Origin of the sequence: Phocaeicola vulgatus ATCC 8482, assembly GCF_000012825.1 — a bacterium.
Classification (GTDB): domain Bacteria; phylum Bacteroidota; class Bacteroidia; order Bacteroidales; family Bacteroidaceae; genus Phocaeicola; species Phocaeicola vulgatus.
In genome coordinates this window covers 3,333,747-3,357,672 of sequence record NC_009614.1, presented here as the reverse complement: position 1 = coordinate 3,357,672, position 23,926 = coordinate 3,333,747, and the positions used below count along the sequence as shown (strand labels likewise).

The window sequence follows — 23,926 nt, the reverse complement described above, 5'->3', positions numbered from 1 at the left end:
ATATGCATATTTCTTACTTATTCCATTTCTGTATGGCATCCGGCAAGGCTGTCCAAGCTTTCTGCACATAATCCTTCGCAGAATCCACAACAATCAGAACCTGATCATTGCCGCTCAGATAACCGCTATCATGCTGGAAAGAAGTGACTTTACTGTCAAACTCACCGATATATTCCAACTTACCGTCCTTCGCGCTATACCACCATGCATTCTTTTTCGCACCGCTGATTTTGCTCAAATCGATCTGCATAGGACGTCCTGAGTAATTGTAAACCAGCAAATAGTCATTTCCACGGGTAGCGATGGCACGGTCATAGCGTTCGCCGTTAGTTCCTGCAATGACACTCTGATCGGGTACACGTTCAAAGAAAGGAAAAGTCAGCATCAAGTTCTTCAGATATTTCATCTGATTGAAACCGGGGTCTTCCAAAGCATCCCACCATGCTTTCTTACGTCCGTCGGCGCCGAAAGAGGCTCCATATCCGGGACGGATAAATTGCATGATATCATTATGACCGTATGAGTGCCCGAATGATCCGGCAAATACCGACCAATAGGCATAACGACGCACATCGTGCTGATTCCAACGGGTTTCATTGGGATCATGCAGCCCCTGTGGAATGTCTTCATAAATAGGTTCGTCATCAATCACCGGTTTCAACGGAGTCTTTGCCTGACTGGCTTCCACAAAACGCCAGTTATCCTCTTCCGTATTCTCTTCGATAGGATAGTCACCATCACCGTTACGCTGCCCGTAACGACGGTGTCCGCTTTGGAACATATTGAAATCCAGCCATTCGCGGTCATTAAACCAAGTAGCCGACGTAGTACGTCCACGCGGATGGAAAGTCATCAGATGACCTTTGTCTATGCTGCGGATACTGTTTGCCAACGCATCCCATACCTCCGTCTTATTATCACCGCGGATATCCCCTCCTATCATCCAAATAATATTCGGCTCATCCTTGTAACGTTCTGCAAGAAACTTACCGTATGCCACGGCTTCTTTTTCATTCATCAGCCCTTGTTCCACGGGAGTTCCCCAAATACATACCATCCCTATATAGATACCCCGTGAAGCGGCACTTTTAATAATATAGTCCATGTGGTCCCAATATCCATAAATCCCTTTGCGGTTGATATCTTTGAAATTAAAACCGTCTGTCATGGAATACTGGCCGTAAATATTCATGGAAGGCACACCGTTCAATACCTGCACCTGCACCATGTTATATCCGGCATCCTTGCACTTATTCAGATAGTAAGAAACCTCGTCACGATTCAAACGTTGCGGCATCAGCCATCCGGTTTCACCCAACCAGAAGAAAGGTACTCCATTTTCATGCTTCAGGTAGCGTCCCTCCTCGGACACCACCAGTTTGCCGTTCTTCCAGGGAATATACGTTTTCGCTTTCTGCGCCGGCAACGAAGTAGAGCAACATAGCAATAAAGCCAATAAGGAAAGTAATGCGTGTCTGTTCATCATTGTATTTTCAAATTCGTTTATTAATTAATTGACAATCTCCCAACAAGAGCTTTTATCAAAACAACAAGGTGTTTAAAAAAGGTCCTTATGTTTACGGAAAAGATGAAGACCTTTTTGACAAATGTCCTCATCTTTTTCAGATTATTCCTACTGCTTCATTTTCTCATATTCAATAGCTGCCAAAATAAAGGAACCTACTGATTTCGGATCGTTCTCTATCACCGGCTCACCTATGTAATAAGCAAAACTTCCATCCCGGTTTCCTTTACCGCCTAATCCTGCAACAGCACAACAGTTGGTAATAGTGTATGAACCATCAGGCTCTTCTTTAATGAATTGTTTGATCAGGCCATTAAAACCACGCTCTGCGGCCGCCTTGTACTCCACGGGGATATATCCTTTATTCACCGCTTTACACAAGAAATAGACAAAAAGCGATGAAGCGGAGGATTCCAGATAATTTCCTTTACGGTTATTCTGGTCAGTCACCTGCCACCATACCCCTGTTTCAGGCTCCTGGTATTTTACAATGCCTTCGGCCAACGTATTTATAATCGTCATAATGCTGTCGCGTCCTTCGAACTGCGCCGGCATATAATCCAATACATCCACCACGGCAGCGGCATACCAGCCTATACTGCGGCTCCAGAAGTTGGGTGAGCACCCGGTTTCCTTATTTGCCCAATTTTGTGTCTTGCTCTCATCCCAGCCATGATAGAACAAACCGGTTTTAGGATCATGCGTTTTACGGGCAATCAGCTTTATTTGATTCACAATATCGGCATTGACCGTAGTATCCTTGAATACGTTACCATATTGAGCCAGATAAGGAGAAGCCATGAATATACCATCCAGCCACATCTGGTGCGGATATATCAGTTTGTGCCAGAAACCGCCTTCACTGGTACGGGGCTGTTCGGCCAGTTGTTTGCGAAGAGTATCCATCGCCACCTTATAACGCCCGTCTCCCGTCTTTTCATAAAAATCGAATAAAATCTTTCCGGCATTGATATTATCAATATTAAAAGAAAGATATTTCATGGTCTTTATCTTACCGTCGGTGTCTATCAGACTGTCTGCATATATTTTTGCATAATTATAATAGGCAGTGTCACCGGTATGTTTCCATTCCTCCAACATGGATTTCACCACCAGTCCGTGCGTATAGCCCCAACGAGGCTTTTTCGCTTTTTCTATCATCCAAGGCTCAGGGAAACGTTGCATTTCCGACTGAGCCATACGTTCGCTCCATTTGATTTCTTCGGTCTGTTTAGGAGTGGCAGTACATGCACACATTCCACCTGCCAGCAACAATGAGCAAATAATGTTTAATCCTGTTCTTTTCATATTTCTTCTTTTTACTATTTTTCATCCTTACAATCAATGCAAGAATCATCACTTACCTAAGAATATATACTCTTCACCTGCTTTGGTTTCCAGATCATAAAGATAAGTTTTTTTCAACTCAACTTTATTCAATTTCGCTTCTTTATTTATAATCGGCTGTAAGATTTCGGGTATGGCATACAATTTATTCGGATTCTCTCCTTTTGCCTTTCTCAGCCCTTTGCCTGCCAGCGGATTTAAAGAACGCAAACGACAGTTTCCCCCATTACGGGATTTCACCACCAACCGGCTCACTTTACCATTCTTCCAACTCAAATCCAATTCAAAACCTCCACGAGCTATAATCCCGCTCACGCTTCCCTCTTTCCATTGCGCCGGCAATGCGGGAAGTAAATAAATAAAACCATCGTGGCTCTGCATCAGCATTTCTACGATACCCGCCGTACAACCAAAATTACCGTCAATCTGAAAAGGTGGATGGGCATCAAACAAATTAGGATAAGTTCCTCCTTTTTTCTTCTCGTTACGTACGAGAGTCAACTGATCGGTTATCAGTTTATAAGCATGGTCACCATCCAACAGACGGGCCCACAAACATACCTTCCATCCCATACTCCATCCGGTAGACGGATCGCCACGATGAATCAGCGAAGTACGTGCCGCATCAAACAATTCGGGAGTACGGTAAGGAGAAATCTGATTACCGGGGAACAAACCATAAAGGTGTGACACATGACGGTGCACATCCTGCGGATTGTCCCAATCCATCATCCATTCCTGCAATTGCCCCCAACGTCCTATCTGCATGGGCGCCATTTCCTTTAAACGCTGTTCCAAACGGGTGGCAAATTCAGCATCCGTACCCAACAGACGGGCGGTCGTGATTATCTGATTCCACAAATCGAATATCAGCTGGTTATCCAAAGTACACCCGGCAGCCGTAGTCGCTTTCCCGTTACTGCCCGCATGAGTATTCTCCGGAGAATTGCTCGGGCATACCACCAACCAGTTATGTAACGGTTCCTTCACCATGATTTCATCAAAAAACTTACCGGCTTCTTTCATGATAGGATAAGCCGAACGGAGAAACTCCATATCGCCTGTATAAAGATAACGTTCCCACAAATGACGGCACAGCCAGGCTCCACCCGTAGGCCATAATCCCGACGGAGCCTTGTCTATAGCTCCGGTAACACGCCATATATCCGTATTGTGATGCAATACCCAGCCATCCGCCCCATACATAATCTTGGCCGACTCACGCCCTGTTTCACTCACTTCACGGATCAGTTGTATCAAAGGCTCGTGCAATTCGCTGAGATTCGTCACTTCGGCCGGCCAATAGTTCATTTCAACATTGATATTACACGTGTATTTACTATCCCAGGAAGGAAATAATTTATCATTCCAAATGCCTTGCAAATTAGCAGGCTGCCCACCCGGCTGTGAAGAACAAATCAACAGATAGCGGCCGAAACGGAAATAAGTGGCCACCAGAAAATCATCCTTCGTTTCCTTGAAATTCTGTACACGCATATCAGTGGTTACCCCTGCATATTTGTCTATGCCTAAATCCAAAGAGACACGGTCCATATATTGCTTGAAAAAATCGACGTGTGCCTTACGTGATGTCATATAATCTTTACTTACAGCCCGGCGCAGATAGTTCTTCGCACGCTCCACTTGGTTACCTGTTATATCCTTGTAATTAGTAAAGTTGGTAGCAATGGAAATATAAATCACAGCCTCGTCCGCCCCTTCTATACTCAAGACTCCGTCACGACAAGACCGGGTTCCTCCCTGAGTACGTGCAGTCATACGTCCCTGAAATTCAACCTTCCCTTTGAGTCCTTCATGCCAGGAAGATACGCCCGAAAGGGTAACCTCCTCCCCTTCCGTCGCAACCATCACATCCTGATGCGGAGTAGTAAGATTGGCGTTACAAGTAATCTTTCCGGGTTGGCTGGCAGTAAGACGCACCATAACTACCTGATCGGCAAACGACGTCAGTGTTTCACGCTGATAAGTCACCCCGTCCACCTTATAACGCACGATGGTACGAGCTGAATCCAGGCTCAGTTCCCTATAGTAATCGGAATAACGTGTATGCCCCGGAAAAGAAATATGCAGATCGCCAAACGATTGATAGGGCATACCGCTATTGGTCTTCGCCATTACTTTCTCGGTAGCCAACGTTTGTGCTTCAAGATATTTTCCCTCGAACACCAACCGGCGCACTTTGGGAATATATTCCAACGCATCGGGATTAGCATTATTATTGGGACGTCCTGCCCAAATAGTTTCTTCGTTCAACTGGATATGCTCCACACCGGGATTGCCGAATACCATCGCTCCCAACCGCCCGTTACCCAGCGGAAGCGCTTCAGTCCAAACCTGAGCGGGTTCGTCATACCACAGTTTATATTCCTGTGCGGCAGCCTGCAAGTAAGAACTTGCCCATAACAGCCCCCCCACTATCCATTTTATTTTCATATTGATCTCTAGCTTTTATTAAAGGGAGACGAAAAAAGAAGACGGATGTACTCTGTGGAAAGAAATAAAAAAGTAAATATCATGAAAAAACTTTCCCTGGCACCTCAACAAATCCGGCTTCTCTATTGTTATTAAAATAAAACCATCTTATAAAATTAGAATTATATGAAAATAGCAGAGATTAAAGGAAGAGAGATTTTGGATTCACGTGGTAACCCCACTGTGGAAGTGGATGTGATATTGGAATCAGGGATTATGGGCCGTGCCTCTGTCCCATCGGGTGCGTCAACCGGTGAACATGAGGCATTGGAGCTACGTGACGGTGACAAGACCCGTTACGGGGGCAAAGGCGTATTAAAAGCTGTAGAAAATATAAATACCCTTATCGCTCCGGCATTGAAAGGAATGGACTCTATGGACCAACGTGGCATTGACAAAGCCATGCTTGATCTGGATGGAACCCCAACTAAATCAAAACTGGGCGCAAATGCTATTTTGGGCGTATCCCTGGCTGTGGCAAAAGCTGCCGCCAACTATCTGGATATCCCTCTTTACAGATACATCGGCGGAACAAATACCTATGTCATGCCCGTCCCGATGATGAACATCATTAACGGAGGCTCGCATAGCGACGCTCCTATCGCTTTTCAAGAATTCATGATTCGTCCTGTCGGCGCAAAGACATTCCGTGAGGCCTTACGGATGGGCGCAGAAGTATTCCATGCTTTGAAAGAGGTGCTGAAAAAACGCGGACTAAGCACAGCCGTAGGAGATGAAGGCGGTTTTGCCCCTGCACTGGATGGCACCGAAGATGCTTTGAATTGTATCCTTGCCGCTATTGAAGCTGCCGGATATGAACCGTTCAAACATATCACCATCGGTCTGGATTGTGCTTCTTCCGAATTTTATCATGACGGCATCTATGACTATACCAAGTTTGAAGGCCCCAAAGGGGAAAAGCGCAGTGCCGCCGAACAGGTTGCCTATCTGGAAAAATTGAGTTGGGACTACCCCATTGATTCGATAGAGGATGGTATGGCAGAAAACGACTGGGAAGGATGGCGCATGCTGACCGAGCGTCTGGGCAACCGTTGCCAGCTGGTAGGTGATGACTTGTTCGTTACCAATGTGAAGTTCCTGGAAAAAGGAATCAGTGAAGGTTGTGCAAACTCTATCCTGATAAAAGTAAACCAGATCGGTTCGCTGACTGAAACTCTGGATGCTATCGAAATGGCCCAACGTAACGGCTACACCACTGTGACCAGCCACCGCTCCGGTGAAACGGAAGATGCTACCATTGCAGATATCGCCGTAGCCACCAATAGCGGACAGATTAAAACCGGTTCACTGAGCCGTAGCGACCGTATGGCAAAATACAACCAGTTGCTCCGCATTGAAGAAGAATTGGGTAACCGTGCCGTATATGGATATAAAAAAATAGCACGCAATTTTAAAGCGTAAGCGGTTTATATCCCCAATTCCATAAATGAAGACTGCCTCAAGAGGGATCGTGATGATTCCGGCTTGAGGCATTACTTTTGCACTATTATTTAATCTCAACTGGGCTACAACGTTTTTTCCTCCCATTCCTCCACCGTCATGGTTTCCGATGAAAAACTGACACCAATAGCCGTGACTTTGCGCGTGTCTGTCTGATAAGGTGTAGCATATCCTTTGTCCTCTATCTGCTGCAAGGCTTCAGCAGCCGTACCATCCAGTTTAAACTCAAATATATATACATAATCCTTTGTTTCCAATACACAGTCCACTCTTCCTCTTGACTGAGTTTTCTCCACATGCAACTGGCAATATACCCCAAGCAAACGGAGAATCAGATAGAAAGTATATTGAAAATGTTTTTCTGTCGCTTCAACCGTCTTTATCGAGCCATGAGAATCATAAGGTATATCCGCAAGGAAAGAAGTTAAAGCTGAACAAAAAGCCGTAGTTTCCCCTTCCTCAAGTAAAATGACGGCATCTACAATCCAGTTGGAAACTTCAAACTCTTGGGGTTTGAAATAATTGGCTGCCACCATGGTCAGAAATCCCTTTTTCACCTCATTATTTGGAAAGTCCAACAGGTAACGGTTTCTCCGGGAGTCGTATTCCTTGATCGTCAGATAGCCGCTTTGATAAATCATAGGCAGCGGTTTTTCCACATCGGCCTTATAATCGACAAACATCGAAGGATCATAGTAACGCCCGGTCAATTCATCCATCTGCTCGTGGTTATGCCGCAGAAGTTTGATCAAATAAGTAGGAGTACCTGATGCAAACCAATAGTCGCGGATATCGTTCATATCAAAAGCATTGAGCAGGCTGAAAGGATTATAGACACCAAGCAAGCCGCTGCCAAAATGATAGCCATCGTATTGCATTTTGAGTACGTCTTTCATTTCCTCCACTGTATAATTGAACTTTTCAGCCAAATTTGCAATAGGTTCTGCAAAATAATGTTCCAATTCCACCTGAGTCACACCACACAATGCTTCATAATGATTATCCATACTTATATCTTTAGGCTGGTTGAACCCGCTGAACACACTGACTTGCGAAAATTTTGTCACTCCCGTAAGCAACACAAACCTCAAGTATTCATCAGCCCCTTTGAAGGTGGAATAGAAAGCTTTCAAGATTTCGCGGTTGGCATCTTCCAGAGGAGTATCCAATGCATCGAGAATAGGCTTGTCATATTCATCTACCAGCACCACGGCACGACGCCCCGTTTGCTGATAGGCTAGAGAAAGTATTTGTTCGAACCGCTTCCCCATAGGAACCTCACGGGGAGTTTCTCCGTAGATTTTCTCCCAGTTGGCAAGATAATATTCTATGGTAGCTTCCAAGTTTCCTTTTTCCGTAAAGTTAACACCGTTGAAATCTATCTTGAACACAGGATACTGATGCCAGTCTTTCTCCAACTTCGCTATCATCAAGCCGTCAAAAAGTTCCTTGCGCCCCTTGAAATAGGCATCCAACGTGCTTACCAACAAGCTCTTCCCAAAACGACGGGGACGGCTAAGAAAACAAGTTTTGGTCGTCGTTACCAAACGATAAACCAAATTGGTCTTATCCACATAGACCCAATTACCTTCTATTATTTGATCAAAACTCTGTATGCCAATGGGATATTTCATCATTCTCTTTTTCTTAAATGGATTGTTAATGCGAAGATAACGACTTCTCTTCGCATTAACAATAAAAGTGGGAAAACAAATTCATTTCAAGTGAATTTTAAAGACAAGTCCTCCTGAAAAATATTTTCCGTTATTCAGTTCCACCGATTCTTACAAGGCAGGGACAGTGGGGACAGCACGGACAGCCCCTTTTTTTCTCACACACGTGCGCGCGATACAATAAGGTGGAAAATGAGTTTCCCAATGACACCAAAGAGGAAGAACAACTCACCGAAGGCTCCGAACCTTATTTCCCCCTGCCTGCCTTTCCACAGGATGACATATGGCCGGAGCTGCTAGAGAAAATCATCTCTTACAGTAAAAAAACCAAATAACACAACACACTGCTCCTGGGAGGCCCCCTGCATGCAGACCTTCGTATACGCACCGAGGTGAAAAAGGCGATGAAAACCTACCACCAGGAAAAGGCGGCCCAAACGGTTCACCAAGCAAGGGGTCCGATGAGTGTGGACGGTAGGGGGAACGTATCACAAGAGCTGACCCCGGCTTTATACGCGCGCACGTGTGTGTGAGAAAAAAAGGGGCTGTCCCCACTGTCCCCGTGTCCCCGCTGCCAGTTGCAACTAGTCTGCCTCCACTTGGAGAGCCATGATTCCCCCCGCAATCCGCCAAGGGGTCAAAAGGGGTCGGAAGGGGTCACGCCGCACGGACGTGAAGTTATCTTTGCAGTGTCAGAAGGAACCAGCCGCACCCCGGCACAAGATTACAAAAATCCTGGTACAAGATTCCGCGGATCTTGTACCAAGTTTCACCGGACGCCGCAGCAGTGTGCGCCTTGTTCCTTCCTGACACTTTTCTGATAATAACAACCCTTTAAAAACAAAAACGATGATCAATTATCACAACATTGTCTTCCCGTTCCTCCACCGTCATGGTTGCCGACAAGAGGCTGATTCCAACTTCCGTGACTTTGCGCGTACCAGCCAAATAAAGAGTAGCATTCGTCAAAGTCGTTCTCTTCGCATTAACAATAAAAGTTGGAAAACAAATTCATTTCAAGTGAATTTAATGCCCATACTGTCGGCTATCAAGTAGAGGTTGTGTCAAAACGTTGGCACAACCTCATATACTAACGTGAAATCATACAAGGCAAAATTAATTTCGCCAACGAGTTATATTATACAGCCCTTACAGCTGTCATTCCACAACACAAGAATATTTTTCTTTCAATCCCTCCAAACTCATCCCCGTAAAATAATCCTCTATAAACTCCCATCGCTGCTCATCGCTCAGTTTTGTATTGCCAAAGAACAGCCGGAACAACTCTATCTGTTCCTGGAATATTTTCTCATTATTCTCCAGCACATGGTTCTGATAGTCCCCCGAAGCAGCTTCCTTTTTCAATATCTCTGCATCACGGACACGTACTCCAACAGAAGGAACACCCCCCTCTACGGTAAAGTCCACCACATTGAGCATAGACAACAAGTTGAGCAACATATTGAGATCGGAGAACGGAGTGACATAGAACAACAGCCGGTCTCCTTTCTTTCCTGTGATACGCTGGGCACACAACTTCTGGTAACGGGAAAGCAACAAATCAAAACCACGGGTAACGGTAAACATCAGTTTGTCTTCATCTTTCTTCTTGGCACTGGTGATGTAACTCACACTTCTGCCCTCCTCTACCCTGGACTCCAGTAACGAAGTGATAAAACGCTTGGCAGAAGGAACATCCATATCATACGCCGCAAAAATACTACGCAAATCGTCCTCCTCGAACTTTCCTTTATTACCATACAGACTCACCGTCAACAAATCTTTCAAACTCTTCAAGAGACTTGCCAGCTTGGAGCAGATATCCGCCGCACTCTCTTTTAACAAGACATCATGCTTACCCACAGCTGCCGCACGAACTCCCTCAAAGAGATTTCCATTGTATAAATCGCGCTTAAACTCACGGTATCCCATCTCCGAGAAACAATTCTCCCACAAAGATTCAAAAGCCACCTTATAGACTCCTTCAACCCCTTTCACGGGAACCATGTACTGCTTGTATTTTTTACGGAAAGCGGCATCACCCGTCTTTTCCTGCACATAGCCATCGGAAAACAACGTCTGTGAATTGATTTCAACAGGAGAACCGCCATGCCGGAAACTCAAATCCTCTTCTATCCATAACAAAGCCGTTTTGACGACTTGCTCCAAATCCGATTCATATTCCAGCTTGTTCTTTTTACGAGGCAACTTCACTGCAAATTCAAAATCGGATAAAGACATCTGCATTTCATCACTACAGCCTTTCATCAGATATATTTCCCAAACTTTCTTCAGAATCATCCCCAACTGTTCCTGGGAGATGGCACCCGCAGAATGCAGGCGTTTCATATAATAAAAGTCGCGCTCATTAAAATCCGTCACCGCCACACCCGTAATGTTCTTATCACGGGCAGCACGGCCAATCTCCTGAATATAATCGACAAAGGTGCTGGATGGAGCCACATGATACACACGGTCAATATCACTGATATCCACCCCCATACCGAAAGCTTTCGTAGCAACGATTATCTTTTTCTCACCCTCCTTAAAAGCTTGTATAATTTCGGCTTTTTGCTCTTTATCCTTTTTACCATAATAAGATGCCACCCAATGCCAGTTAGCCGGATACACCCAGGTCTTCAGTTTCATATCTATACCTCCGGCAAAAGGATAATAAATGATAGTCTTATGCCCGTCCAGAAAATCCTCCACCCGGGCGGCAACAGTACGTTGCTTGGCCTTATCGTAGGTTTCCCCCTCCTCTATGGTCATGGCGGTAATGTCAAAGCCGATATTTTCACGCTTCACCGTGCCCACATACAAGGCACACGGAGCAAGATGCAACGACCGGATGGTATCAAAAATCATATCGTTCCCGCCTTCGGGATTCCACACAGCAGTGGCCGTCAATGCAAAAACAGGGAATACATACCCCAACGCATTCTTTAAAGCTTCCAAATGACGCCCTAGAAACCAATAATCCACCCGGAACTCTTTACCCCAAGTGGTCACGGTATGAGCCTCGTCAACCACTACCAGTCCGATGCGGCGTTCACCTACAAAATAACTGATATCATACGCCAACAATAATTCAGGGGAAAGATAAAAAAGATCAACCTCCCCTTCACGGACACGACGATATACTTCGTTCTTTTGTTCAGGTGAAAGATCGGACGAAGCATACGCCACACGTTCATAGCCTAACTCCTGCAACGCCTCAACCTGGTCCACTATCAATGCTTTCAGCGGAGAAACCACAAGAGTAAGAAGCTTATATTCATTACCCAGATAAATGGCAGGGAGCTGAAACAACAATGATTTTCCGGCTCCGGTCGGAGCTGTCAGGAGCAAATTATGAGCAGACGAGTCACCCTTGATCCCTTTTTCGGCTTCCATGATGACCTCCTCAATTAATTGCCCTTGAGACAATTGCAATTTTTCCTTACCTTTGAACAAGTCATCATAAACTTCTAAATTACGGAAATCTTCATATCCGTACACTTCCTGCAAAAGGACCTTTACCGCTTCACGGCATTTAGACGGCAATACTCTTGCCACAATCTGTGACTCTATCATAAAAAAGAACTCTTAAATAACGGTTGTACCAACCTTAAAACTAATATCAGCGCAAATATAATAAAAAAAGCGAGAAGAATGAAGATTTCTTCGTCCTTCTCGCTTTTCCGAGCCTCTTGTCGGATTCGAACCAACGACCCCGAGATTACAAATCACGTGCTCTGGCCAACTGAGCTAAAGAGGCGGGGGTGGGTAAGCTTACTATATCGCGCCGCTACAACCAACTACCTTTGCTGCGATCAAGCCCTGGAGGATTCATCAGGAGCTGGCCGTATAGGACTTACCCATTTTTGTTTTGCGAGTGCAAAGGTAGACATTATTTTCAAAACTACAATACTTTCGAATACTTTTTTTTGATTTTAGCAGAAAAAATACATTTTTCACCCATAACTATAGGACGGATTCCCGTAAAAGAAGTACTTTTGTGCACTTATTAATAAAGAATGACGAATTATAAACCGACTTTGCAGGAATGCGCCATGCGCTATGGTACGGGCATGGGTCTTTTATGGGCCTTCAAATTCATGCTCTTCCCGTTAGGATTGAGAATACCTTTCCTACAATTACTTTTTATAGTCCTGACTATAGGAGTACCCTTTTTAGGATACATATTTGCCAAAAAGTTCAGAGAACGGCATTGTGACGGAAGCATCACTTTTTCACGTGCGTTTCTATTCACTACCTTTATGTATATGTTCGCCTCTCTATTTGTAGCGGTAGTGCATTACATCTACTTCCGCTATATAGATGGCGGATTCGTATTCGAGGCATACCGTTCCATTTTAAACCAGTTCAAAGAAACTGCCGGAGCCGAACTGACAACCTCACTGAACCAATTCGAAGAAGCGATAGATTTACTGTCGGGACTTACCCCGCTGGAAATGACATTTCAACTGATATCACAAAATATGTTTTACGGGATGCTAATGGCCATCCCTACGGCATTGATCGTGATGCGTAAAAAGAAAAATGAATAAAAGATGGATATATCTGTAGTTATTCCTTTGTATAACGAAGAAGAATCTTTGCCGGAACTATTCGCATGGATTCAACGTGTAATGGATGCCAACCACTTCAGCTATGAAGTAATTTTTGTCAATGACGGCAGCACCGACCACTCCTGGCAAGTGATAGAGAAACTACGCTCGGAGTCGGACAACGTAAAAGGTATCAAATTCCGCCGGAACTACGGCAAGTCCCCTGCCTTGTATTGTGGTTTTGAAAAGGCGCAAGGTGATGTGGTGATTACAATGGATGCCGACTTGCAGGACAGCCCGGACGAAATACCGGAATTATACAGAATGATTACAGAAGATGGCTACGACTTAGTATCGGGATACAAGCAAAAACGCTATGACCCGTTATCAAAAACCATTCCGACCAAACTATTCAACGCCACAGCACGTGCCGTTTCAGGCATCAAGAACCTGCACGACTTCAACTGCGGACTAAAAGCTTATCGTCGTGATGTCGTAAAGAACATCGAAGTATACGGTGAAATGCACCGCTATATCCCCTATCTGGCAAAGAATGCAGGTTTTCCTAAGATAGCCGAGAAGGTAGTACACCATCAGGCACGAAAATTCGGTAAAACAAAATTCGGCGGATTAAACCGTTTCTTCAATGGTTATCTAGACCTCATTACTCTGTGGTTTTTATCCAAATTCGGTATCAAGCCGATGCACTTCTTCGGGTTTATGGGATCATTGATGTTTATTCTTGGTTTCATTTCCGTCATTATCATCGGAGCGAACAAACTATATGCCTTGTCACATGGTTTACCTTATATATTAATTACTGATTCTCCTTACTTCTATCTGGCCCTAACTTTGATGATTTTGGGGACCCAACTGTTTCTGGCAGGATTCATAGGAGAATTGATAGCCCGGAATGCTCCTGAACGCAATAATTATAAAATAGAGAAAGAGTTTTAAAATGAAGAAACTACCAGCCATTATCTTATTGCTCCTGATTACCGTAAGCACCTTGATGCAAAGCTGTGGGGAAAGCGATTGTCCGCTTACCACCAATTCCTTTGCCCATTTCGACTTTCTGGATGCAGAGACACACCAAGCTGTAAAATTCAGTCCGGCTTTTGACGTCACTGGATTTATCACCACCGATGTGATTGTACGTGACACACTGGAAGATGGAACTATTAAGGAAACCGTAGTAAAAGACTCATTGATGAATGACACGATATTCAATAAAGCGGAAAGCAGTATGAGCCTGCCTTTGAGTTATACATCAAAAACTACCTACGTATTGCATTATACGGAAAAGATGCGTGACACTATCACACTCATTCACCAAAATATCCCCTACTTGCAGAATATAGAATGTGGCACCATGATGTTTTATAAAGTGGAAGACATTAAATACACCACCTATAACCTAAAATCTATCGAGATTGTAAATTCGGACATCAATAATGAAGAAAAAAAGAATTTCAACATATATTACGTTGTTAACGCTACTGAGTAGTATGCTGTTGTACAGCCCCACACTGGCGGCACAAGAAAAAAAAACAACCATAGAGGAAGAAAAGGTACCCTTCTATCAGGGAACTACTATCGGTGTAGATATATTTGGCCTGGGAAGCAAAATTTTTGGAGGTGACATTACAAGTACAGAAATCAGCGTGGAGGTCAATTTGAAAAACCGTTATGTCCCCGTAGCTGAAATTGGATATGGAACCACCGACACTACTGATGACGGTACCAATATACATTATAAAGCCTCAGCTCCTTATTTCCGCATAGGCATGAACTACAACTTCTTTTTCAAGAAGCCCTATCTGCCTGGTTTTCTATATGGAGGCATACGTTACGGATTCACCTCTTTTTCATACGATGTAGATGCTCCGACAATGAAGGATCCTACATGGGGATTTCCTGAAATTCCTTTCAGTTATGACGGAATTAAGACCACAGTAACCTGGGCAGAACTGCTGGCTGGAATAAAGGTAAATGTGTACAAGAATTTCTACATGGGATGGTCACTACGTTACCGTATACGCATGAACATAAAAAAGGCGGAACACACCGAACCTTGGTATATTCCCGGTTTTGGAAAAAACAACTCGACTAACTTAGGAGTAACATACAGTTTAATATACAAATTACCATTTTAACCAATGACAACTTTAGAAATATGGCTCCTTGCCATCAGTCTTGCTATGGACTGTTTCACAGTTTCCATAACAAGCGGAATTATCATGCGTCGCATTTGCTGGCGCACTTTTTTTATTATGGCATTCTTCTTCGGCCTTTTCCAGGCTGTCATGCCGCTTATCGGCTGGTTTGCCGCCAGCCGATTCAGTCACCTGATAGAGGATTATGACCATTGGATCGCTTTTGGGTTATTGGCCTTTTGGGGAGGGCGTATGATAAAAGAGAGCTTCAGCAATGAAGACAAACGCTGCTTCGACCCCACTAAATTAAAAGTGGTTGTTACGCTGGCTATAGCAACCAGCATTGATGCTTTGGCCATCGGTATATCATTTGCTTTTGTAGGAATAAACTCTTTCACTTCTATTCTTTCTCCTATTGTCATCATCGGCTTTACCTCTTTTGTTATCTCAACATTAGGAAGTCTGATAGGTGTATTTTGCGGCAAGCGTTTCAACCTGCGCATGGAATTATGGGGAGGTTTGGTTTTGATTATTATCGGCGTTAAAATTTTAATAGAACATTTATTTCTTTCTTAACTAAAATACAGGTATGAATAAAAAAAAATTAGCATGGCAATTGCCGTTTCTAGCAATTCTGATAATAGGAACAATTATTATTCTAAAAAAGCAAGCCCCTTTCCGTACGGATGAAGGCTTTGTATTCGGTACAGTATACAAAATCACCTACCAGTCCGAAGATAATCTGAAAGAAGAAATAGAAACTGAACTGAAGAAAGTGGACAACTCCCTCTCTCCTTTCAATCCGAATTCCGTAATCACCCGCGTAAACCACAATGAAAAGACGGAAGTTGACAGTTTTTTCGTACATGTATTCCATCTCTCAAAGAAAATATCCGATGAAACCCATGGAGCCTTTGATATCACCGTCGCACCTTTGGTAAATGCATGGGGATTCGGATTCAAAAAATCTACAGGAGTGGATTCACTGATAGTGGACAGCTTACGCCAAATGATAGGATATCAAAAAATAGATTTACAGAACAACCGGATTATGAAAAAAGACCCTCGTATAATGCTGGATTGCAGCGCTATAGCCAAGGGATTCGGAGTAGATGCAGTAGCAAGGCTATTGGAACGTAAAGGGATAAAAAACTATATGGTAGATATAGGCGGTGAAGTAGTGGTAAGAGGCAAAAATTCCAAAATGAACGCTTGGCGTATCGGCATAAACAAACCTGTAGATGACTCCTTGTCAGTAAACCAGGAATTACAGACTGTGCTTGCCATTAGTGATGTAGGTATGGCAACATCAGGGAATTATCGTAATTTCTATTACAAAGGTGGAAAGAAATATGCACATACCATAGACCCACGCACCGGATATCCAGTACAACATAGTATCCTGTCATCCACTGTCATTGCAAAAGATTGCGCCAGTGCCGATGCATACGCCACTGCTTTCATGGTGATGGGACTGGACTCAGCCAAAGCATTTTGTGAAGCACATCCTGAACTGGATGCTTATTTTATTTGCTCAGGCGAAGGAGATAAATATGAAACTTATTTTACAGACGGAATGAAGAAATTCATCATCAACGAGAAATAGACACCAAAGGAGCGTATCAAAATATCAAACAGCTACCATTCAAATGGAATGATACCGGAACTCACCACAGATTAATATCCATTCAACACAAAGCAGTTGGTTTCCAATAAAATATCTATGGTGAGTTCCGACATTATTATCTGTAAAAAAACAGCATATTACTGAGCTTTCTGAAACTGCTCTATCAATAAAGTCAGATTAGCAGTAAATAAACGCGCTGATATTGCCAACAAAATGATTCCAAAAAACTTACGAATAACATAAATTCCACCTTTCCCCAAGAAACGTTCGATGCGATCTGTCAACTTCAACACTACATAAACCCAAACCATATTCAATATCAAGGCTACAACAATATTTACAGGAGCATACTCCGAACGTAGGGAAAGCAACGTAGTAAACGCTCCCGCACCAGCCAATAACGGAAAAACCAAGGGGACTAAAGTCGCTTCCTTGATAGGACCTTGATTCTTGAATATCTCGATATCCAGAATCATTTCCAAAGACATGAGAAAAATAACAAAAGCACCCGCCACGGCAAACGAAGCAATATCAACTTGAAATAACTTCAGCATCATATCCCCTGCATAAAAGAAACCTATCAATAAAGCAAAAGAAATGCCGGTAGCTTTATTAGCATTGACATTTCTCCCTTTCTGCTTAAGATTCAATATAATAGGAATAGATCCGATAATATCAATGACAGCAAAAAGCACAATAAACGCACTTAAAAATTCTTGAAAATCAAATGATCCAAACATAAACTCCTCCTTTTTTTTGAATGCAAATATATTTATTTTTTATACAGTCCGCAAGTATTCTGCTTTTAAACATTAGGAGACGGTAAGAAACAATAAAAAAAATAAAAGTTCTTCCACCTATAAATAATAAATCTCGTTTTATCGTTACCTTTGTATGTTAAACTATAACTTAACGAACAACAGAACTTATGGAAATTACAATGTATGATACACTTTTACAACTCCCTCTCTTCCAGGGATTATGTAAAAATGACTTCACCAATATCATAGGCAAGGTAAAGCTACATTTTCGTAAATACAACGCCGATGATATCATTGTGGAACAAGGTGCACCTTGCACTCAATTAATCTTTCTCTTAAATGGGGAGATAATCTCCCAAACAACCGATAACCGACATTCATACGCCTTATTTGAAACTTTTGGAAGTCCTTTCGTTATAGAGCCCTATTCATTATTCGGCATGCAAACCAACTATACAGCGACTTACAAAGCACGTACAGATATTAACATAGTTACCATAGACAAGTTATTTGTATTGAATGAACTGAACAACTACGAAATCTTCCGCCTTAACTATTTAAATATTCTGAGTAATAGAGCACAAGTGGCATACGAAAAATTATGGAACAGCCACATAGGTAATACAGAAGAAAAAATACTGAATTTTTTAGTGCTGCGCTCCATGAAGCCCGAAGGAAAAAAAATCCTTAAAATCAAAATGGAGGATTTGGCGAGTTTGATTGATGAGACACGAATCAATGTGTCAAAAGTGCTGAATGATTTACAGGAACAGGGATTGGTACAACTCAGCAGAAAGGAAATCTCCATTCCGGCGTTGGAAAAACTGACTGAAAAGAATAAATAATCAGGTAAAAAACCATAAAAATGAAAAGCATAGGCATTTCTGCTTGTGCTTTTTTATTTTTAACCTAACTATTTAATATACTTTGTTAAATAAGTAAATAGAATGAGGATAGTGATGCTTTTTTTTAGCAAATTTGTAAGTCAAATAAAATAGTGCTATGACTGAAAATAAAAATCCATTTTTAAAACCCTATAACACCCCTCATGACACGGCTCCGTTCCATCTTATCAAGATAGAACATTATGAACCTGCCTTGTTGGAAGGAATGAAAGAACAAAATGAGGAAATTGATGCAATTGTCAATAATCCCGAAGCACCGACTTTCCAAAATACCATTGTTGCTTTGGAAAAATCAGGTGCGTTGCTAGACCGCGTAACTACTGTTTTCGGCAATTTGATGAGTGCCGAGACCAGTGACGAGATGCAGGAATTGGCAGAAAAAATGATGCCCGTACTGTCCGAACACAGCAACAACATCAGTCTGAATGAAAAACTTTTTGCTCGTATAAAAGCCGTATACGAACAAAAAGACCAGTTACAACTGAAAGGTGAAGACGCCCAACTGCTGCAAAAGACATACGATGGTTTTGTAAGAAGCGGTGCCAACCTGACCGGTGAGGCAAAAGAAAAGTTCCGCCAACTGAATACCGAATTAAGCATATTGACCTTACGTTTTTCTCAGAATCTGTTGAAAGAAACAAATAACTACGAATTGGCTTTGACGGAAAAACAATTGGAAGGATTACCCGAAAGTTCATTGGAAAGTTATGCTCAAACAGCAAAGGATAAGGGAAAAGAAGGCAGCATCATTACATTGGATGCTCCCAGTTTTGTTCCTTTCATGAAATATTGTGATGACCGTTCACTGCGCAGAGAAGTCTATATGGCTTATAATACCCAATGTACACACAATAACGAATACAACAATGTGGACATCATCAAGCAATTGGTAAACATTCGCATGGAACTGGCTCATTTACTAGGCTTCTCCACTTTTGCCGAGTATAAACTGAAAAAGCGCATGGCCGAAACGAGTGATGCCGTATACAAACTGCTCAACCAATTACTGGATGCCTATACCCCTGCCGCCCTAAAGGAAGTGGCAGAAGTTGAAGCATTGGCACGCGAAATGGAAGGCAATGATTTCCAGCTGATGCCATGGGATTGGGCCTATTATTCAGAAAAGCTGAAAAATAAGAAATTCAATCTGAATGAAGAAGAGCTGCGTCCTTATTTTGAGCTGAGCCAAGTAGAGAAAGGTGTATTCGGTCTGGCTACCCGTCTGTATGGCATCACATTTAAAGAAAATAAAGAAATTCCGGTCTATCATCCCGATGTAAAAGCTTATGAAGTATTCGACAAAGACGGAAGTTTCCTGGCTGTACTTTATACAGATTTCCACCCCCGTGCCGGAAAACGTTCGGGCGCATGGATGACCAGCTATAAGGAGCAGTGGATAGAAAACGGAGTCAACAGCCGTCCCCACGTATCCGTTACCATGAACTTCACCAAGCCATCGGCTGGGAAACCGGCATTGCTGACTTTCTCAGAAGTAAACACTTTTCTACACGAATTCGGACACGCCTTGCACGGAATGTTTGCCAATACCACCTATTCAACCATGAGTGGTACCAGCGTATATTGGGATTTTGTGGAGCTTCCATCACAAATTATGGAAAATTTCGCCACAGAAAAAGAATTTCTCAATACATTCGCCAGACATTATCAGACGGGAGAACCCATTCCTGCCGAACTGATCCAAAAGATTGTAGATGCATCCAATTTCAATGTGGCCTATGCCTGCCTGCGTCAAGTAAGTTTCGGCTTGCTGGATATGGCATGGTACACCCGCCGGGAAACATTTGACGGAGATGTCCGCGCTTATGAAAAAGAAGCATGGAAAAAAGCGCAAGTACTGCCCGGAGTGGAAGACACCTGCATGTCCGTACAGTTCTCACATATTATGGCGGGGGGATATTCTGCCGGATACTACAGTTATAAATGGGCGGAAGTACTGGATGCGGATGCCTTCTCCTTATTCAAGGAAAAAGGAATCTTCAACCAGGAAGTCGCCGCTTCTTTTCGGGAGAATATTCTCTCGAAAGGAGGAACGGAACATCCGATGACCCTTTACAAACGCTTCCGTGGACAAGAACCCAGTATCCATGCCTTGCTGAAAAGAAATGGAATCATCAACTAAAAAAACAAACAATATGAAACTAAAGTCTATTCTTTATATACTAATGCTACTCCCTTTCTTATGGAGTTGCAACAATGAAGACGATGTAGAGGAAATCTTTGCAAGCGGCACATGGCATGTAGTGGATTTCTATGGTAAAGCAAATTGGGACAAACGGAACGGAGAGCCCAAATACAATGCAATGGCACACAATCCGGATAAGACTATCGCAACCGAAGGAAGAAAAGCCTTGGATATCATTCATGGTTTCAACATCACTTTCAAAGCGGATGGTACTTTTACAGGAAGCATACAAAATGGAACCATTGAAGGCACATGGCAAGCGGACGGAAAAGACCGGACAGTAAACATAAACTTTACCAAGACTCCGCCTTCAACAAGCTATAACAACGAGTTCATAGAAGCATTGAATAATGCAATATTTTATCAAGGTGACAGCAATGTTTTATTGCTAGCTCCCGAAGGGAAAAAAACTTATATTCAATTTGCACATAATAAGCAAGACTGAAATAATGGAAACGAAAGAAGAGAAACAACTCAAACTCGACAAACGATACATCCGCATGGCTAGTATTTGGGCGGAAAATTCATACTGTGAACGCCGTCAAGTAGGAGCATTGATCGTAAAAGACAAGATGATCATCTCCGACGGATATAACGGAACTCCTGCAGGATTCGAAAATGTATGCGAAGATGACAACGGAGTCACCAAGCCTTACGTACTACACGCTGAAGCGAATGCTATCACCAAAATAGCACGAAGCAACAACAGCAGCGACGGAGCAACCATGTACGTCACCGCATCTCCTTGCATAGAATGTGCCAAACTCATCATCCAAGCAGGAATCAAACGTGTGGTTTACTCAGAAAAATACCGTTTGGAAGACGGGCTTGATTTATTGAAACGCGCAAATATTGAAGTAATCTATATCAATCCCAATGAATAATAGCAAATAAAGATATGAGCAAAAATCGAACATCCCGTTTTATGCCGGTAATCGTTGCAGTAAGCATCGTAACCGGAATATTGATTGGAACTTTTTACGCCAACCACTTTTCAGGAAACAAATTAGGTATCATTAATACTTCATCCAACAAACTGAATGCATTGTTGCGTATCATTGACGACCAATATGTAGATACAGTGAACATGGGTGAACTGGTGGAAGATGCTATGCCGCAAATTCTAGGTGAGCTGGACCCCCACTCTTCTTATATTCCGGCAAAAGACCTGGAAGCTGTAAATTCTGATTTAAAAGGAAGTTTCAGCGGAATCGGTATCCAGTTTACCATCCAGCAAGATACCATCCATGTAAACAATGTCATCCAAGGCGGACCATCAGAAAAAGTGGGTCTGATGGCAGGAGACCGCATCATAGAAGTGGATGACAGTGCCTTTGTAGGAAAAATTGTCACCAACTATGAATCCATGAAAAGACTGAAAGGTCCCAAAGGCAGTGAGGTAAAACTTGGCGTTTTTCGTCCGGGAGAAAAAGAAACTTTACATTTCACCATTGTTCGTGGTGACATACCGGTAAAGAGTGTAGATGCCGCCTATATGCTGAATGACAAATTCGGTTACATAAAAGTAAACAAATTCGGTGAAACGACTTATCCCGAATTATTGATTTCATTAGCCAAGCTAAATCAGGCAAACTGCGAAGGAGTGGTCATCGACTTACGCGGTAATACCGGTGGATATATGGGTGCAGCAATTCAGATGGTAAACGAATTCTTACCCAAAAACAGACTCATCGTTTATACACAGGGACGCAAGTCTCCACGCGAGAACTATACATCCAACGGAACCGGAAGCAGCCAGAAAATGCCCATTGTCGTATTGATGGACGAAGGTTCGGCTTCTGCCAGCGAAATTTTTGCCGGAGCTATCCAAGACAATGACCGGGGGACAATCATCGGGCGCCGCTCTTTCGGAAAAGGGCTGGTACAACAACCTATCGACTTCAGCGATGGTTCAGCCATCCGTCTGACAATTGCCCGTTACTATACTCCGTCAGGACGCTGCATACAGAAACCGTATGTAAAAGGTAATGACGCAAATTATGAAATGGATATCCTGACCCGTTACGAACATGGAGAATTTTTCTCACAAGACAGTATCAAACAGGATCAAAGCCAAATCTTTGAAACTTCTTTAGGCCGTCCTGTATATGGAGGTGGAGGTATTATGCCCGATATCTTTGTACCACAGGATACTACCGGCATGACTTCCTATTATCGCATGGCTGTTAATCGCGGACTGACCATCCAGTTTGCTTTCCAGTATACGGACAACCACCGTGCCGAAATGCAAAAATATGAAACAGAGGAAAGCCTGCTGCAATATTTGAAGCATCAGAATATTTTGGAACAATTCGCCCGTTTCGCTGAGAACAAAGGGCTAAAACGTCGCAACATATTGATGTATAAATCACAGAAACTGTTTGAAACAAATTTATACGGAAACATCATTTATAACATGCTGGGCATGGAAGCTTATATAGAATACTTGAACAAGAGCGACAAGACTGTCCTCAAAGCATTGGAAGTATTGGATAAAGGTGAATCATTTCCCAAAGCTCCCGAACAACCCATAGAACCGAAAGTAAGCGATGAAGGAACTAAAAAAACAACTGCGCAAGCAGATAGCGCAAGAAAAGCGCCGTCACGGCATCACCGAATTAATAACGAAGTCCGCTGCTTTGCTTGAGAAACTGGAACAGCATCCCAAGTTTGCATCGGCCCGTACCGTTTTGCTCTATTATTCATTGGATGATGAAGTACAGACACATGACTTCGTTGAAAAATGGCACCGGCAGAAAACAGTTTTGCTGCCGGTAGTCAAAGGAGATGAGTTGGAACTTCGTATTTATACAGGCAGGCAAAACCTGAAAACCGGTGAGGCTTATCACATAGAGGAACCGACGGGAGAAGCATTTACAGCGTATGAGAAGATAGACTTCGCCATTATACCGGGTGTTTCTTTTGATGCCCGAGGCAACCGGTTGGGAAGAGGAAAAGGATATTATGACAAATTACTGCCTCTTCTTCATTCCTATAATATAGGTATATGTTATAACTTTCAAGTAAACGAAAAGCTGCCTGTCGAACCTTTCGACCGGAGAATGGATGAAGTCTGGACTGAGAATGGAATATTGAAATAGGGACATTCATTAAATATTACAAAATCAGCCAACTAATTCATACACAAAGTATTGCGAATTAGTTGGCTTTTTTGTATCTTTAGGTATTCCCCCGAAAATAAGATTTGACGGCCAAAACGGG

20 protein-coding genes and 1 tRNA gene are annotated in these 23,926 nt (G+C 42.9%); 14 read left to right on the top strand and 7 right to left on the bottom strand.

The genetic code is table 11. From position 1 onward, the window contains the following. Positions 1-13: 13 nt before the first annotated feature. From BVU_RS13300 to BVU_RS13290, 3 genes are all read right to left on the bottom strand, one after another. Entirely contained in the window at positions 14-1,483 is a 1,470-nt protein-coding gene (locus BVU_RS13300; RefSeq protein ID WP_005848147.1) for a glycoside hydrolase family 140 protein, read from the bottom strand. 150 nt (positions 1,484-1,633) lie between these two features. Continuing rightward, the gene (locus BVU_RS13295) at positions 1,634-2,833 is read right to left on the bottom strand and encodes a glycoside hydrolase family 88/105 protein (RefSeq protein WP_011965666.1); all 1,200 of its coding nucleotides are present in this window, start codon (positions 2,831-2,833) and stop codon (positions 1,634-1,636) included. A 48-nt stretch (positions 2,834-2,881) separates the two neighbouring features. Next, entirely contained in the window at positions 2,882-5,326 is a 2,445-nt protein-coding gene (locus BVU_RS13290; RefSeq protein WP_011965665.1) for a glycoside hydrolase family 95 protein, read from the bottom strand. 165 nt (positions 5,327-5,491) lie between these two features. On the opposite strand from BVU_RS13290, the gene eno reads away from it, so the two are divergent. Continuing rightward, positions 5,492-6,787, top strand: coding sequence for a phosphopyruvate hydratase (gene eno, locus BVU_RS13285; RefSeq protein ID WP_011965664.1), 1,296 nt, complete (start codon positions 5,492-5,494; stop codon positions 6,785-6,787). Between the two features lie 104 nt (positions 6,788-6,891). Here the strand turns inward: eno and BVU_RS13280 are convergent, their stop codons facing one another. After that, on the bottom strand, positions 6,892-8,460 hold the full coding sequence (locus BVU_RS13280; RefSeq protein WP_041174545.1) for an ATP-binding protein: 1,569 nt from the start codon (positions 8,458-8,460) through the stop codon (positions 6,892-6,894). A 224-nt stretch (positions 8,461-8,684) separates the two neighbouring features. On the opposite strand from BVU_RS13280, the gene BVU_RS22375 reads away from it, so the two are divergent. Then, complete coding sequence (locus BVU_RS22375) at positions 8,685-8,834, top strand: hypothetical protein (protein WP_155238293.1); 150 nt, start codon at positions 8,685-8,687, stop codon at positions 8,832-8,834. 823 nt (positions 8,835-9,657) lie between these two features. Here BVU_RS22375 and BVU_RS13275 read toward each other — a convergent pair. Continuing rightward, on the bottom strand, positions 9,658-12,075 hold the full coding sequence (locus BVU_RS13275; RefSeq protein WP_011965661.1) for a helicase-related protein: 2,418 nt from the start codon (positions 12,073-12,075) through the stop codon (positions 9,658-9,660). A gap of 110 nt (positions 12,076-12,185) precedes the next feature. Further along, a tRNA-Thr gene (locus BVU_RS13270) sits at positions 12,186-12,259 on the bottom strand. A gap of 259 nt (positions 12,260-12,518) precedes the next feature. On the opposite strand from BVU_RS13270, the gene BVU_RS13265 reads away from it, so the two are divergent. Genes BVU_RS13265 through BVU_RS13240 form a run of 6 tightly spaced genes read left to right on the top strand, consistent with a single transcriptional unit; the run spans position 12,519 to position 16,814 of the window. After that, positions 12,519-13,052, top strand: coding sequence for a DUF4199 domain-containing protein (locus tag BVU_RS13265; protein WP_005844749.1), 534 nt, complete (start codon positions 12,519-12,521; stop codon positions 13,050-13,052). Between the two features lie 3 nt (positions 13,053-13,055). Continuing rightward, complete coding sequence (locus tag BVU_RS13260) at positions 13,056-14,009, top strand: glycosyltransferase family 2 protein (RefSeq protein ID WP_005844746.1); 954 nt, start codon at positions 13,056-13,058, stop codon at positions 14,007-14,009. Between the two features lies 1 nt (position 14,010). Further along, a complete protein-coding gene (locus tag BVU_RS13255; protein WP_005844744.1) occupies positions 14,011-14,559 on the top strand; it encodes a DUF6452 family protein in 549 nt (182 codons plus the stop codon). Beyond that, positions 14,507-15,208, top strand: a complete 702-nt coding sequence (locus tag BVU_RS13250; RefSeq protein ID WP_008669988.1) for a DUF6048 family protein — start codon at positions 14,507-14,509, stop codon at positions 15,206-15,208. Before BVU_RS13255 ends, BVU_RS13250 begins: the two co-directional genes overlap by 53 nt. A gap of 3 nt (positions 15,209-15,211) precedes the next feature. Next, positions 15,212-15,784, top strand: a complete 573-nt coding sequence (locus BVU_RS13245) for a manganese efflux pump MntP (protein ID WP_011965660.1) — start codon at positions 15,212-15,214, stop codon at positions 15,782-15,784. 13 nt (positions 15,785-15,797) lie between these two features. Beyond that, positions 15,798-16,814, top strand: coding sequence for an FAD:protein FMN transferase (locus BVU_RS13240; RefSeq protein WP_008669987.1), 1,017 nt, complete (start codon positions 15,798-15,800; stop codon positions 16,812-16,814). A gap of 158 nt (positions 16,815-16,972) precedes the next feature. On the opposite strand, the gene BVU_RS13235 is transcribed toward BVU_RS13240, so the two are convergent. Continuing rightward, entirely contained in the window at positions 16,973-17,575 is a 603-nt protein-coding gene (locus BVU_RS13235; protein ID WP_005844726.1) for a MarC family protein, read from the bottom strand. Positions 17,576-17,763: 188 nt separating this feature from the next. Here BVU_RS13235 and BVU_RS13230 point away from each other — a divergent pair, with 188 nt between their 5' ends. The 6 genes from BVU_RS13230 (at position 17,764) to BVU_RS13205 (ending at position 23,805) form a co-directional block, all read left to right on the top strand. Then, positions 17,764-18,441, top strand: a complete 678-nt coding sequence (locus BVU_RS13230) for a Crp/Fnr family transcriptional regulator (RefSeq protein WP_005844724.1) — start codon at positions 17,764-17,766, stop codon at positions 18,439-18,441. A gap of 157 nt (positions 18,442-18,598) precedes the next feature. Next, positions 18,599-20,641: a M3 family metallopeptidase gene (locus BVU_RS13225; protein WP_005844722.1), complete on the top strand. Its 2,043-nt coding sequence runs from the start codon at positions 18,599-18,601 to the stop codon at positions 20,639-20,641. 13 nt (positions 20,642-20,654) lie between these two features. Beyond that, positions 20,655-21,149, top strand: coding sequence for a DUF4847 family protein (locus BVU_RS13220; RefSeq protein WP_005844720.1), 495 nt, complete (start codon positions 20,655-20,657; stop codon positions 21,147-21,149). Positions 21,150-21,153: 4 nt separating this feature from the next. Next, the gene (locus BVU_RS13215; RefSeq protein ID WP_005844718.1) at positions 21,154-21,588 is read left to right on the top strand and encodes a deoxycytidylate deaminase; all 435 of its coding nucleotides are present in this window, start codon (positions 21,154-21,156) and stop codon (positions 21,586-21,588) included. Positions 21,589-21,602: 14 nt separating this feature from the next. Then, a complete protein-coding gene (locus BVU_RS13210) occupies positions 21,603-23,351 on the top strand; it encodes a S41 family peptidase (protein ID WP_005848162.1) in 1,749 nt (582 codons plus the stop codon). Next, on the top strand, positions 23,326-23,805 hold the full coding sequence (locus tag BVU_RS13205; RefSeq protein WP_032934734.1) for a 5-formyltetrahydrofolate cyclo-ligase: 480 nt from the start codon (positions 23,326-23,328) through the stop codon (positions 23,803-23,805). The genes BVU_RS13210 and BVU_RS13205 overlap by 26 nt, the downstream gene beginning before the upstream one ends. Positions 23,806-23,926 lie beyond the last annotated feature (121 nt).